At 37.9% G+C, this 13,588-nt stretch carries 11 protein-coding genes and 1 pseudogene; all 12 read right to left on the bottom strand.

The window, feature by feature from the left end:
* Positions 1-195: 195 nt before the first annotated feature.
* Entirely contained in the window at positions 196-978 is a 783-nt protein-coding gene (locus ACQKMR_RS24035) for a DeoR/GlpR family DNA-binding transcription regulator (RefSeq protein WP_427699541.1), read from the bottom strand.
* A gap of 27 nt (positions 979-1,005) precedes the next feature.
* Positions 1,006-2,019 (bottom strand): ABC transporter ATP-binding protein, encoded by a 1,014-nt coding sequence (locus tag ACQKMR_RS24040; protein WP_427699542.1) that lies wholly within the window; start codon positions 2,017-2,019, stop codon positions 1,006-1,008.
* Positions 2,019-2,891 carry an ABC transporter permease gene (locus ACQKMR_RS24045; protein WP_427699543.1) on the bottom strand — a complete coding sequence of 291 codons (873 nt, stop codon included), beginning with the start codon at positions 2,889-2,891 and terminating at the stop codon, positions 2,019-2,021. The genes ACQKMR_RS24040 and ACQKMR_RS24045 overlap by 1 nt, the downstream gene beginning before the upstream one ends.
* Positions 2,888-3,742, bottom strand: coding sequence for an ABC transporter permease (locus ACQKMR_RS24050; RefSeq protein ID WP_427699544.1), 855 nt, complete (start codon positions 3,740-3,742; stop codon positions 2,888-2,890). Before ACQKMR_RS24050 ends, ACQKMR_RS24045 begins: the two co-directional genes overlap by 4 nt.
* Before the next feature lie 126 nt (positions 3,743-3,868).
* A pseudogene (locus tag ACQKMR_RS24055) lies at positions 3,869-4,702 on the bottom strand (alkaline phosphatase family protein).
* Positions 4,692-5,804, bottom strand: coding sequence for an ABC transporter substrate-binding protein (locus ACQKMR_RS24060; RefSeq protein WP_427699545.1), 1,113 nt, complete (start codon positions 5,802-5,804; stop codon positions 4,692-4,694). Before ACQKMR_RS24060 ends, ACQKMR_RS24055 begins: the two are co-directional and overlap by 11 nt.
* 792 nt (positions 5,805-6,596) lie before the next feature.
* Positions 6,597-8,177, bottom strand: a complete 1,581-nt coding sequence (locus tag ACQKMR_RS24065; RefSeq protein ID WP_427699546.1) for a hydantoinase/oxoprolinase N-terminal domain-containing protein — start codon at positions 8,175-8,177, stop codon at positions 6,597-6,599.
* Positions 8,177-9,271: a DUF917 domain-containing protein gene (locus ACQKMR_RS24070; RefSeq protein WP_427699547.1), complete on the bottom strand. Its 1,095-nt coding sequence runs from the start codon at positions 9,269-9,271 to the stop codon at positions 8,177-8,179. Before ACQKMR_RS24070 ends, ACQKMR_RS24065 begins: the two co-directional genes overlap by 1 nt.
* Positions 9,272-9,298: 27 nt before the next feature.
* Positions 9,299-10,618 carry a purine-cytosine permease family protein gene (locus ACQKMR_RS24075; protein ID WP_427699548.1) on the bottom strand — a complete coding sequence of 440 codons (1,320 nt, stop codon included), beginning with the start codon at positions 10,616-10,618 and terminating at the stop codon, positions 9,299-9,301.
* Positions 10,619-10,778: 160 nt separating this feature from the next.
* Entirely contained in the window at positions 10,779-11,486 is a 708-nt protein-coding gene (locus tag ACQKMR_RS24080; RefSeq protein WP_427699549.1) for an aspartate/glutamate racemase family protein, read from the bottom strand.
* A gap of 283 nt (positions 11,487-11,769) precedes the next feature.
* Positions 11,770-12,378: a TetR/AcrR family transcriptional regulator gene (locus ACQKMR_RS24085; protein ID WP_427699550.1), complete on the bottom strand. Its 609-nt coding sequence runs from the start codon at positions 12,376-12,378 to the stop codon at positions 11,770-11,772.
* Positions 12,379-12,730: 352 nt separating this feature from the next.
* Complete coding sequence (locus ACQKMR_RS24090) at positions 12,731-13,543, bottom strand: nitrilase-related carbon-nitrogen hydrolase (protein WP_427699551.1); 813 nt, start codon at positions 13,541-13,543, stop codon at positions 12,731-12,733.
* Positions 13,544-13,588: the final 45 nt, after the last annotated feature.

The following is a 13,588-nucleotide window of genomic DNA, read 5'->3' on the forward strand; positions in this document are numbered from 1 at the left end:
CTTCACTAATTTCATTCTGGTCGTTTAATAATGTTCCGTCTAAATCTATCGCAATGAAACTCATGCTATATAGCTCCTTTTCTCATTCAATCTATTAAATTCTCTTTCTAGCTTTTATACCTGCTTCAATAAAAGTCCAATCAAAAAAGAGAGAGAACTCCCTCATCCATCTCGATATGTCCTTTTTTGGATTGACTATGCTTGAATCCAATTGATTCCCTCTAATTTTGAATGATTTCTCCATTCCTCTGGAAATAGTTGCTCGCAGACAATCACATCGACTTTTTCTAGAGGACAAACCTTACTAAATGTGTCGACACCAATTTTAGAGTAATCCGTTAGCAATATAACTTGCTTTGATACCTCGACCATCTTGCGTGAAACTAATGTTTCATGTAAATGATAATTACTAACCCCACTTTGAATGGAAACACCACCAGCAGAAATGAACGCTTTATCAATATTAAATTGATTTAACATTTGTTCAGTGAGACCGCCGCTTATAGATTGATGTTTTGGATCAATTTGTCCTCCTAGCAATAGAATTTGTCCTGTAAACTTATTTTGATTGAGCAATTCGGTTAACACAGACGACACAGGAAGAGAATTGGTTAAGATCGTAATGTCTATTTTATTTTCGATACACTGCGCAAATTCAAGCATGGTTGTCCCTACATCAATGGCAATCACATCTCCGTTAGAAATGAGTTCTACTGCTTTTTTCCCAACCTTGATTTTCGCTTCTTGATTCACCGTTGTACGCTGTGTAAATGGAGGCTCCTCAAATTCAAAGACTGTTTTAATCGCTCCACCGTAAACCCTCTTTAAAAGTCCTTTTTCCTCTAATATCATCAAATCGCGTCGAATCGTTTCCTCTGAAACATGAAATTGATCAACTAATTCCATAACTTTTACTTTTCCCATTTTGTTAAGTTCTTTTAAAATTTCATTCTTTCTTTCTTCTGGCAAAACAGACATATTTCTTCCTCCACGATCATTAATAATTTATAAAATAATGCATTCTTTCTTCGGTACAACAATATGAACGCGTGCTCCTTGCTCAAACATTTCCCCTTGGTGGTGAAGATTGTCTACAAGGAAAGCGGACTCATCTGTTTCTACTTCATATCTTAAAACATTTCCTGTCATAGAAACATCTTTAATAAACCCTTTAATTCCCCAGTTCTCTTGTAAATCCAAGCTATCCTCACCAGCAGAAACTAATTGTAAAACTTCAGGACGAATGGCGACTTCATTCCCTTTTAATTCTGTGCTTCGAACAAGTTTATGGAAAACTTCCATATTACAAACATTATAATTTCCGATAAATTTTGCAACAAATGTATTGACTGGAGAAGTATAAATTTCTGATGGAGAACCGGATTGTACAACTTTTCCTTTATTCATGACAAAAATTCGATCAGACATCGTCATTGCTTCTTCCTGATCATGAGTAACAAAAATAGTTGTAATATCTAATTCTTTCTGTATTCTCTTTAATTCTTTTTGCAAACTTTTTCTAATTTTAGCATCCAATGCGCTTAACGGTTCGTCCAAAAGCAGTACTTTCGGCTCCATGACAAGAGCACGGGCAAGAGCAACCCTCTGCTGTTGTCCACCAGATAATTGATGAGGATACGACTCTTCTTTTCCTATTAAATCAACCATATCAATCATATTTTTCACTTTTGATTTAATACTTTTTACCTTCTTCATTTTAAGGCCGTACGCGATATTGTCAAAAACGGTCATATTGGGGAAAAGCGCATAAGACTGAAATACCATACCAACTTCACGCTGGCGCGGTGATAAATGAGTAATATCTTTTCCATCAATTAAGATTCTTCCTACATCAACACCTTCAAGCCCCGCAATGGAACGTAATAATGTACTTTTCCCGCATCCGCTTTGCCCAAGCAGCGTAGCAAATTCCCCTTTTTTTAATGTTAAAGAAATGTCATTTAGAACGACTTGATTTTCATACCCCTTAGTCACTTGATCGATGGTTACATAGCTCATTACTTTTCACCTTCTATTGCAGTATTTTTATTACAGTGTTGTTTTTTAAAAAATGAAAGAATTCGCTTCCTATTTGACACGACAGGATTTTTTTCGTTTCTAAACGTAAGTTTTAATACAATCCCCGTTAAAAGTAAAATCATTGAATAATAAGTAATAACAATTGCACTTGTTAAGTGACCACTGCTGTTTAGTTTGTCGGCAAGATAAATTTGAATGGTTTCAAATCGGCCTCCGACAAGCAAATTGGCAAAAGCAAACTCACTAAATAAAAGAGCGACTGATAATAAGGTAGACACTAAAATACCAGATATAATATTTGGAAACACCACTGTGCGAAACGACTGGAATTTTGTAGCACCGAGTAATTCAGCTGCATCAACAAGCTGCACAGCATTAATTGTACGAAGACTGCTACGAATACCTTGATACATAAATGGCAGAATCGTTATGAAATAGGCACCGATTAAAATCCAAGGTGTTCCGGCAATTTGAATCGGTCCATCTGAATATACCTTGATTAAACCTACAGCTCCAACAATGGGAGGAATTCCATAAGGAAGCATAGCTGCTGCTTGAAGTAATCCTTCCCATTTACTGAAATATACCGTGATGATAAAGATAGTCGGAAGCATAATAACAACACTAAGACCTACAGACATGACAATTAAAAACAGCGTTCGTCGAAAAGCATCATAAAATCGTTCATCTTGAAATAATTCAATATACCAATCCATTGTATAACTCTCAGGTAAAATGGTATGATCCCATTTACCGGCAATCGAGAATAAAAATGTTCCTACAAGCGGAATTAATAAATATATAACTAGTAACCCAACAATCACCTTATGAAAAGTCAATGAAGATTTCATCGTAAATCCCTCCTAATGCGGCGCATCATTCGTTCATTGAACCACATCGCCCCTATCATTGTCGCTGCTAGAAGAACCCCCATCGCACTACCTAGCTGCGGCTTTAATGCAACGTCACTAGCAACTAGAGAAGCAATTTGCAATGACAATAAGTTATAGTTGCTGCCTACTAATGCATAGGCTGTAGCGTAAGCTCCCATCGAATTAGCAAACAAAATACTGAATGTACCTACAATACTAGGTAAAAGAACTGGAATCCCAATGTGAAGCCAAAATGATAATGTTGATCCTCCTAATAATGAAGAAGCTTCTTTCCATTGTTTCTTAATTCCTTGATAAGACGGGTAGATGAGCATAATAGCAAGCGGAATTTGAAAATATATATAAACAAGAATGAGGCCTGTCCATGAATATAAATTAAAATCCGCAAACACATCCCAACCAATCTTAGAAAAAAGCAACGTAAACAACCCATTGTTTCCAAGTAAAATAATAAATGAAAATGAAAGGGGAATACCCTCAAAGTTCGACGTCATATTGGCAATCATCAGTAAGCGATTTTGTATTTTTTGTGAGAACTTTGTAAACGAATAGGCTGCAATGACTGCTATAATCACAGAAGTTACAGCAGAAAATAAAGAAATGACAAGGCTATTTTGAATGGCTTGTAAGTAAAATTTACTTTTAAATATGGTGATATATTGATCAATCGTAACTTGAATTCCATCGTCTGCATAAAAACTATTTTTAATCATTGCCACTAATGGTCCTATTTCAAATCCAATCACAAAAATAATAAATGGCAGTAAAAGAGCTAATAAGTAAATTTTTTGTTTTTTTATTTTTCGCAAGACTTCTCGCTCCTCTTTGTTCTCTAACAATTTGGAAAAATTCAGGAATTGATTTAACAGTACGTTCGTTAAACCAATTCCCGTCAACCTTCATTCTTCACTTTAATGTTAAATAGTGTATCTTTTTTAAAGGGTATTTTTTCCTTTCAGACCTGGAAATTGATATGAAATCATTTTATTGGACGGCTCAATATTTAAAAGTTCACAAACGAGCGGTGCAAAAGCTAATTGCGGAACTACTTCACTGTAAACGCCAGGCTCAACTTTTGGACTAATGATAAAGAGCGGGACATCACGCTCACCATCAGTTATGCCGCCATGGTTGCCATATTCACTCATGCCATGATCAGATGTAATTAAAATGTGGTAACCTTCTTTGATCCAAATTGGCAAAAGTTGTGCCAACAAGCTTCCCATTTTTAAGATTTGTTCACGATATTCTTTCGATTCCGAACCGAAAATTTCTCCTTTTACATCTACACCGAGCGGATGAATATATAAAAAATGTGGGTCATACTTTCTGCGCAAAGCTTCTGCATCCATTAACACATGACTGTCTGGATAGTCATCATCCCAATAAAATTTTCCATATTGAATCGGCTTAGACTCATCCTCTTGCTCTCGATCTTCAATAAAATGGAATGGCGCTCGATTATAAAGTTCGCTTACCCAGTAATAAGATACCGTTCCATTTCTTAAGCCGTTTTCTTTCGTAAGATGAAAGAGACTTTTCTCATTAGATAAGCGAACGGCTTGATTGGACGTAATTCCGTTCACTGATGCCGGTGTACCCGTTAGTAACACTTCATATAATGGAAGGGAAAGACTTGGGAGTTCCGACTTTACTTTGTAAAGTGCTGCCTGATTTGTTTCAACTAGATGTTGAATAAATCCAAGAGCCTCACATGCTTTATCCTATCTCATACCATCAACAATAATGGCTATTACTTTATTTGACATGGACTAGCACCTCTTCTTGCCAAAGCTGCGGTAATTTTTTAGCCGTTTCTTCCCAAGCTTTGTAATCTTCAATTGGTTTTGCATTTTTGTACTGTTCTTCTGGAACCATTTTTTCAGCTACTTCTTTCGGTAGTTCTACATCGCGAATTGGACGGGCAAATCCTTTAGCTAAGTTAATTTGTCCTTCATCGCTTAAGATATATTCTCTAGTTGCCATCGCCGCATGCGGATGCTTTGCATTTTTGTTAATAATAGTTGCGTAGCCGCTTACGACTGAACCTTCACTTGGAATGGTGACTTCAAATTGATCGCGGTTAATTTGGTCAGCGTAACCAAGAGCATTGAAATCCCAAACAAGGGCAACTTCCACTTCCCCTTTTTCGATGTTAGCCGGCTTGGCATCAGTTAAGCTAAGGCGGCCTTGCTTGGCAAGCTTAGCAAAATAGTCAATTCCTGGTTGGATATTTGTTTCATCACCACCGTAAGCCTTAGCGGCAGCAAGAACGGCCATTTGGTTCTGTGTACCACGCTGAACATCTCCAACTGTTACTTTATAATCGCCTTTTAATATGTCATCCCATGATTTTGGCGGGTTATCTACTAATTCTTTATTAGTAAAGAATGAAATCGTTCCTTGGTAGCCAACAACCCAATCTCCATTGTCATCTTTTGCCCAGTCAGGTACCTCGTCCCAATAGGAAGTTTTATATGGCATCGTTAATTCTTTTTGTTCCGCGATTGGCCCAAAGGAAATCCCTACATCGCCGATATCAGCTGTTGCATTCTCTCCTTCAGATTCCATTTTGGCAATCTCTTCGGCACTGGATAAATCTGTATCATTGTGTTTCAATGTATATTTTTTCATCACTTCATTCCACGTTTCTTCCCAGTTAGCCCATGAATCAGGCATACCGACACTATTAATTGTCCCCTCTTCTTTTGCCTTTGTTTCAATTTCTTTCAGGGTTAACGAACTTGGATTCTTAACAACTGGAGCAGCCTCCTCATTAGTAGCTCCACAAGCAGCTAATCCTAGTACACTCACTCCTAACATCACAGCTTGAATAGACTTGTAACAATTCTTCTTGAATTTGTAATTCATAAAAAGTGCCTCCATTTAGTGTGGGATTCTTAATGTTTATTACTGTTTATTACGGTTTAATCATAATCAAACAACATTAATACCACATTAACCCAATGTTAAGGTTTTGTTAATCAGCTCTTTATTTCTCCAATTCATCAGATTTTATCTTCATAAGTATTAACAACAGTCCGCAAACAGAATCAAGTAAAAGTAAGTCTATAAAAGTGAATGTGAAAAACTTTTATTCAAACATATCACCCTTTTTCTCCTCTTTTTAGCTCGTCGTTAACAAAGCTACCGGTTAGCTAAATAACTTTTCATGCAAAAAACTCTCTTGATACAAGAGAGTTTTACATAGATTTAATTAAACAGATAGAATTACAATGTGGCTAAAAATAATAATTGTTTTGTGCGGAGTTTTCCGAAAGGTAAATTTTACTGTAATGTGGAAATTGTGACAATGATTCCTTCTTTATAGCTTTCGGTTTAGGATGTCAGATATTTTCGGATATTGGCTCTGATCAGGCCTTTACTGTTAATAATGCAGATAGATTAAAAATAATAAGTATTTTATTAATGATTGAAGGTGTTTCGTTCCGTCCCCTTGTTTCCCAAGGAAAATAGCTCTAGTGACTCCATTCCATTCATGGTTCAGTGGCGAAGAAATAAATATAGCGTCATATTTTATAAACTTTAGTACCATAATTCGTCAATTCCACTAACCTTAGCGCTTTGCTTTTTCCACTTATTTAGCTAAAAGTGAAGATTCCTCAGCACAATAAATAGCTACTATACAACCCCCTGCCTCGCCTACACCAGTTCATTCATTTCAGACTGGGCTAAATCACCAGCTGCTTTCACACGAATACGAGTTGCATTCCCAGGCATATACGCTAAAGGTACATCTTCTATGTCGACAATTACAAGCGTTTCGGGATTGGCTCCTGCACTGATTGCTTCTGACATCGCTATTTCCTTTGCCTGTTCCAATGCTGTTTCCCTTCCTATTTCAGCTAGTGCATATACTTTTTCAATCTGCCCGCTAACCTGAGAGATAGCCGACCCAATGGCATTTGCTACACCTGAATGTAAGGGGCGTATGACTTCAGATGCACCTTTTAATTCCTCAGGTAAAAGGATGCTTCCACCTCCAACGAGAATGACAGGCACTGGTACAGCACTTGTTTTCATCTTATCAATAGCTTCTTCGACCAGATTGACCATATTTAAATAGACTCTATTTAATAATTCCTTATCAAGGTGAGCCACTTTTGGAGCATCCCCAAGTTCCACCTTTCCAAGAGCCACAGCAACATCAGTTGTTGTTAAAGTATCACCTCCGAAAATCAAGGCTTTTTCTGGCAGTCGGTAACCGACACTGTCTGGTCCAATTGTGAACTCTCCATTCTCTCCTATGCGGATTATTGTGCCTCCTCCAAGTCCGATCGAGATTAAATCAGGCATCCGGAAGTTTGTTCTGGCTCCTCCAATCTCTACTGCCAAAGAAGATTCCCTTGGAAACGATTGAACTAGTACACCAATATCTGTTGTTGTTCCCCCAACATCTAAAACGATTGCATCGGTCAATTCACTCAAATCGGATGCTCCCCTTAATGAGTTAGTCGGACCGCAAGCAACAGTGAAGATTGGGTATTTGACCGCATATTCAATTGACATTAATGTCCCATCATTTTGGCAAAAGAATACTTTTGCTTCAATTCCTTCATTCTTCAGTGCATTGATGAATCCGTCCGCAGTGGTTTTAGCAACATTTACTACAGCTGCATTAAGAATCGTCGCATTTTCCCTTTCCAGTAAACCGACTGAACCAATTTCTGAAGATAAAGAAATTGAGATTTCTTCTCCCAGTACTTCTTTGAAAATTTCACTTGCTCTTTGTTCGTGTGTTTGCGATACAGGTGAGAAGACAGAAGTAATCGCGATGGAATCCACTTTTCCATTGATATCTTCGGCAATTTGATACAAATGGGCTTCATCTAATTCAACAATCTCCCGGCCATCAAATTCATGTCCGCCGCGGATTAGATATACGTATTTTCCAAGTACTGCGCAGAGGTCTTCAGGTACGCCGATCAGCGGTTTAACCGCTAAAGTAGCCGGAGCACCAATACGGATTGCTGCGATTTTGTTTAATCTCTTTCGTTCAACAATAGCATTTGTACAATGGGTCGTACCCAGCATTGCATATTTAATTTGCTCCCGAGGAACCTTTGCATCATCGATTATTTTTCTCATTGCCGTATAGATGCCTATGGAAACATCCTCCGTTGTAGGTGATTTTGTTTCCGAAATGACCTGATTATATTGATCTAAAAGTACTGCATCTGTGTGGGTTCCCCCGACATCAATTCCTATTCGATAAACACTCATTATAATAGCCCTCCTTTTTTCACTAGTTCTTCAACAGGAACATAACCGACTTCATAGCCAAAGTATTTTGGACCAACAGCTTCAATTCCCTTTTCCGTTCGCCACTTTGGATGGCATGGCATTCCGATTACCGCGCATCTTGCTCCATATCTGATCCCTTCAGTAGTGATCGGCAAGCCTGTTTCTGCATCAAGCACGGCAATCAAATCTGGAGTGACACAAAGCAAGCGTTTCTCTGTCTGTGCAATTAAATGCTCATTTTGGAATCGCACCTCGAGTTTTTCTCCCTTATACTCATTGATTCCCTCAAATGTTGCCACACCTCTAGCAAATCCTGCTTCTGTCTTGCGGTTGATATCACTCACTTTTCCACGGAACAATTCAAACCCGTCTACCTTATTCAACACTTCTTTTATTGGATCAACATTATTTTGCTTTGCAAGCCTTATTGTCTTACCGATTTTTTCTTCTAAGCTTAGTATATTTCTAATTCCGCTTTCCTTTATATTCTTTCCTGTCATTGGATAAATTGCTGTCATTGTGGAACCGCCCATTTCAATCGTTGCTGCACGGGCAATCCTTTCTGTCCAGACATTATTTATGGTTGAGAGCAGTGAAGTATTGCCTTTCTCATCCGCAAGCACCATCGGAGTAGCAGCAATTCCATCCAAATAAAAAGTGACCATTTGCAATTCCGGGAATGCTCTTCCCATCCCATCAACATCCACCACAGGCAAGCCAAGCTTTGCAGCAAGTGCAAGGGGCACCATCGAATTCACTCCGCCTGCTTCAATCGGCATCGTTGCAAAAATCTTTTTTCCTAAATAAGATTCGAGGTTTTTGAAAGCGGCTGTTGCTTCTTCACCACTTGGAGCTTTTTCCAACATAACCGTCGGCGCTCCCATCATCGCGGAAGGAACTACTAATGCGTCATCAGGAACTTCATCCACATCCAACAATGTGATTTCCCCGTATTCTTCAATTGCCTGTAAAGCCATTAGTTTACCAATATAAGGATCTCCTCCTCCGCCTGTTCCGAGTAAAGCTGCACCTACTGCTATATCTTCAATTTCCTGTTTACCTAATTTCTTCATTTTCTCAAAACCCCCGATTTTCAAAAATTATGATGCGATATGATCCCTATTCTCTTTTTTCCCTTTGATAGATTTTATAAATAACACACCTGCGTAATAGATAATGCCGCTTATTAAAAGGGAATTGATAGATGGTATGCCAACTGTAATAAAATAGCCGCTTGCAAATCCTGCTGCCCAGGCAACTAATGTAACTGGATTCAATTTTTCTGGCTCAGATGGCAATGTTCCTTTCTCTCTGCTTTCATCAAGAGCTTTTCGATACGTTTTTAGCACGAAGTAATCAACCACCATAATTCCTGCTATTGGAGGTATCATGATCCCAAGTAAAACAAGGAAATCTACAAATCTATCGAGAATGCCCATAATGGAAAGCAAAGTTCCGATAGCACCAATTACAAGTGTAACGAGTCCTCGATTCATCTTGACCTTAAATATAGAATCGAAAATATTAGTAAAGCCCAGAGAAGAGGAATATAAATTTACGTTATTAATTTTCACTGTGGACAAAACGACAACTGCAGCTCCAAGCCAGCCAGACGTTTGTAGCATGATGCTGACAACATCGCTCGTTTTTGCTGCATGGGCCATTAACACAGCGATCATTCCTACACCAAGTTCACCCACTAGTGTACCAATGGTAGTCATCCAAAAAACATCCTTACCGTTTCGGGCAAACCGACTGAAGTCAGGTGTGATTACGGCACCAATAATGAATCCTCCAGCAACCATTGTTGCACCCACGCCCAGAGAAAGACTCTCTCCCGGAGGCGGCGTTCCCATTAAACTGAAAATGGAATGATCACTGAGAACTTGATAGATGCCAAACCCTACCACTAATAGAAAGGCAGGAACGGTAACCTTGGCTGTCATGCTTAATAGTTTAAAACCAAATATAACCAATGCAGTTACGCCTAATCCGGTAATGGCAGCTGCAATTGGGAGGGTCAATTTTCCGTCGGTGGCTCCAACCAATCCATTTGCAAAAACAGTGTTCTGTACCCCAAACCAGCCAATTGTACAAAAAGCAATGACCGCGCCAATGATACTCGAACCATACCTGCCGAATCCTGTCCAACGAGACAAAAGACTAGTTGAAAGACCTTCACGTGCACCGGCATAACCGATTAGAAAACTTATAACTTGTAAAATGACACTTCCAAACATCATGGCCCAAAACGCCTGCCAAAAAGTCATTCCGTATCCTAATGCCGCACCAAGCATAAATTGAGAAAGTGTAGCTAGGGCACCAACTCTGACAATCATGATATCCCACATTGGCAATCTCGCATTTTGTGGAACTCTGGATAGAGAGTAATCGTCTCCCAACTTTGTATTATCTTCCATAAATTCACCCCCTATGAGTTACTCAGCTTTATCAATCAAATTGGAGATTTCCCTGCCTTTTTAAAGCTCTTATGATGAATACCAATAATTATTAACCGAATATTCCGTTAATTTATTTTGCAGGGGTTAACTTGTTGTGTTTTCTTTTTCTTAAAAAAGTTTATGAACTTTTTACTCTCTGTTTAGAAGGTGGAGTCATGTAGGTCAAGCGGCTTTGTTTAACCCCCATAGCAATTAAAATTTCAAGCATCTTTGTGGCTGCAAATGCGGGATCAATAACCGGAACATCATAACCTTTTTGCGTTAATCGTTCCTGAAGCTCCGCTGCAACACCCATAAAGCCTGTACACCCTAACACTAAAGCATGGGCATTGTCATGTTCAATTGCTTTTATCATTTCTTCAAACAACGCACTTTTTAACTTTTCCTTGTCTTGAACTTCTAGAACAGGAATATTTACATACCTAATTGAGGCAACATTCCCATCTACACCTAGAGTTTTGCTTATGTTTTCAATCATAGGCACAACATTAGGCAGCACCGTTACAATAGAAAAGGATTTTGCTAATGAGCTCGCAACAAGCATGGATGACTCACATGGTCCAACTACTGGAATATCCAATATTTCTCTTGCAGGCTTCACACCTGGATCTCCAAAACAATCACTAATTACACCCTCATACCCCTCTTCTTCAGCCTGCTTTGCTTTTTCCAGGAAATTAGGTATACAAAGTGCTTCATCATATTCGCTTTCAATTGATTCAGGTCCATAATCAAGATTGCAAACTCCTACTTCAGTGTTTTCGGAAACATAAGATTTAATCTCTCTTCTAATTTCTTCATTAAAAATGTCCGATATAACCGGCATGATTACTTTAATTTTAATTGGAATACACTCCTTTATTTTTATTAGACCTGCTGAACCATTTTTATTTCTTTGTCATGATTATATTATTTATATCACCCCCTTTTAGGAAACCATTCCATTTCTGCCATAGTTATGACTTCACATTTTTATTATTCAAACAGGGGATATCTTCTTACTTTTTTCCCCTCTTTGAAATCATGTTTGAATGATTTACTCCTTTCCTCGTCTGGTCATAATACGAATGACTTTCATATATTTCCCTTACACATTACCTTCCTATTTGTTATTCACTTTTGGACAGAGGCCCATTTTTCCTCTCTATATCACTAAACATGGAGCTGATGAATCGATCTGCAATATGAACTTGTTCCATTAAATCTTGACCCTCATACAAGTTTATACCCCAGAATAATCCATTCCCGAGTAAAACAAATTGCTTAATGATTTGGTCCACTTCGTCTGCGGAAATGCTCGGATAACTCTGCCTCAATAGAGCTTCAAGTGAACTAACCATCCAATCATTAAAATGCAACAAATACTTTTGTAAATATAGTTTAATTTCCGGAATGGGTGACGTAACTAACGATATATACGCCATAGTCCCTTGCTCATCATCTTTGTGATACTTAACGATCCCGTGAAGCATTTCACTAAAAATCTGATCAACTGATTGTGAACTGGTTTTAGCTAAAATTCGTTTCATTTCGGCTAAATGGTTATCAAGTAATTGTTGAAAAGCAGCGATAAATAATTCCTCTTTGTTTTTGTAAAAAAAATAAATGGATGCTGGTTTTATTCCCACTTCATCCGCAATTTTCTTCATGGTAGCTCCTTGGTATCCATGTAGTGAATAATGCAAAAGAGCTGCATCTATCAATTCTTGCCTTTTCAATTCATCCCCACCTAACGTTTATTAGGTAAATTATAAAGTGTATATTTCAGAAAAACAATAATTTTCTGAATTTTTTCAGTTGAATAATTATTATTGTGATAACAGTAGTTACACAGAGATCAGCACATTTACGGTTATCTTATGCCTCAAGAGATTCGGCACTGGTCGATTAAAAGAAATCCTTTGGCAACACACACTAATATGTTCTTAAAGTTGGATCTTGAAAGCCGACTCTTGGCTAATAAAACAAAAAATCCATTTATCATTTAATAATGAAAAATGGATTTTTATTAAACTTTTATAAGACTCTAGTTATATTCCCACATAATTCGTTTAATGAATCTCGAAAAAACTATTTTTCCAATTCAAATAAAGCAGCAGCATTTGGCCACAATTTCTTGTCTAAATCATCCAAATAAGGAACCACTTTTCGTACATCGGAAATAATTGAAAAATCTACATCATGAATTAAAATACTCTGTTCTGTTCTTGAAGCTTCACATAGGACCACACCGTTCGGAGCAACAAATTTACTCTTTCCGCAGCTCCCTTCATTAACCGTGTTTACGCCAAGAATATAAACCGTATTATCGAGTGCGCGCGCAGGAAGTTGAATATCCCATCTTGTTTCTGCTCCGTAACTCCATACTGAAGGAACAATAATAAGTTCTACACCTTGAAGAGCTAGAATTCGGCTTGGTTCAGGAAATTCAATATCAGCACAAATAAGAACACCTATTTTTCCTTTCGATGTATCAATTGCATTATAGACTTTCTCACCAGGAGTGAAGATTTCTTTCTCTCTTCCCCACAAAAATGATTTTCGATAAGTTGCAATGACTTCCCCTGTTGACTCAATTACAGCTAAGGATATGTAAAGGTCTCCATTTTCTCCCTCAACAAAAGGTACGATGAGTATTACTTTTAACCTCTGAGCTAGCTTTTGAAATAATGAAACAAGTTCTCCAGTCGGAATCTCTTGCAACGATTGGAATTGTTCCTTCGATAAATAGTAACCACTCACCCAAAGTTCAGGTAATACGATTAATTCAGCTCCTTGTTTAGCCGCCTCTTCAACCATTTCTATACAATTTTTAATATTTTTATCCCTTTCTCCAGGGATAGCTTGTAATTGAACTGCAGCAACCTTAACCAACAAAAGCACATCCTTTTCTGCAAATGAAAATTATCAGATTATTTAGAAACCTGT

It is taken from the genome of Peribacillus sp. NPDC096540, from assembly GCF_050278525.1.
Lineage (GTDB): Bacteria > Bacillota > Bacilli > Bacillales > DSM-1321 > Peribacillus.

Excerpts from the sequence above, each read along its gene's own strand:
- ACQKMR_RS24060 (WP_427699545.1), bottom strand. The coding sequence starts at position 5,804 with ATGAATTACAAATTCAAGAAGAATTGTTACAAGTCTATTCAAGCTGTG.
- ACQKMR_RS24035 (WP_427699541.1), bottom strand. The coding sequence starts at position 978 with ATGTCTGTTTTGCCAGAAGAAAGAAAGAATGAAATTTTAAAAGAACTT.
- ACQKMR_RS24075 (WP_427699548.1), bottom strand. The coding sequence starts at position 10,618 with ATGGAAGATAATACAAAGTTGGGAGACGATTACTCTCTATCCAGAGTT.
- ACQKMR_RS24070 (WP_427699547.1), bottom strand. The coding sequence starts at position 9,271 with ATGAAGAAATTAGGTAAACAGGAAATTGAAGATATAGCAGTAGGTGCA.
- ACQKMR_RS24040 (WP_427699542.1), bottom strand. The coding sequence starts at position 2,019 with ATGAGCTATGTAACCATCGATCAAGTGACTAAGGGGTATGAAAATCAA.
- ACQKMR_RS24045 (WP_427699543.1), bottom strand. The coding sequence starts at position 2,891 with ATGAAATCTTCATTGACTTTTCATAAGGTGATTGTTGGGTTACTAGTT.
- ACQKMR_RS24065 (WP_427699546.1), bottom strand. The coding sequence starts at position 8,177 with ATGAGTGTTTATCGAATAGGAATTGATGTCGGGGGAACCCACACAGAT.
- ACQKMR_RS24080 (WP_427699549.1), bottom strand. The coding sequence starts at position 11,486 with ATGCCGGTTATATCGGACATTTTTAATGAAGAAATTAGAAGAGAGATT.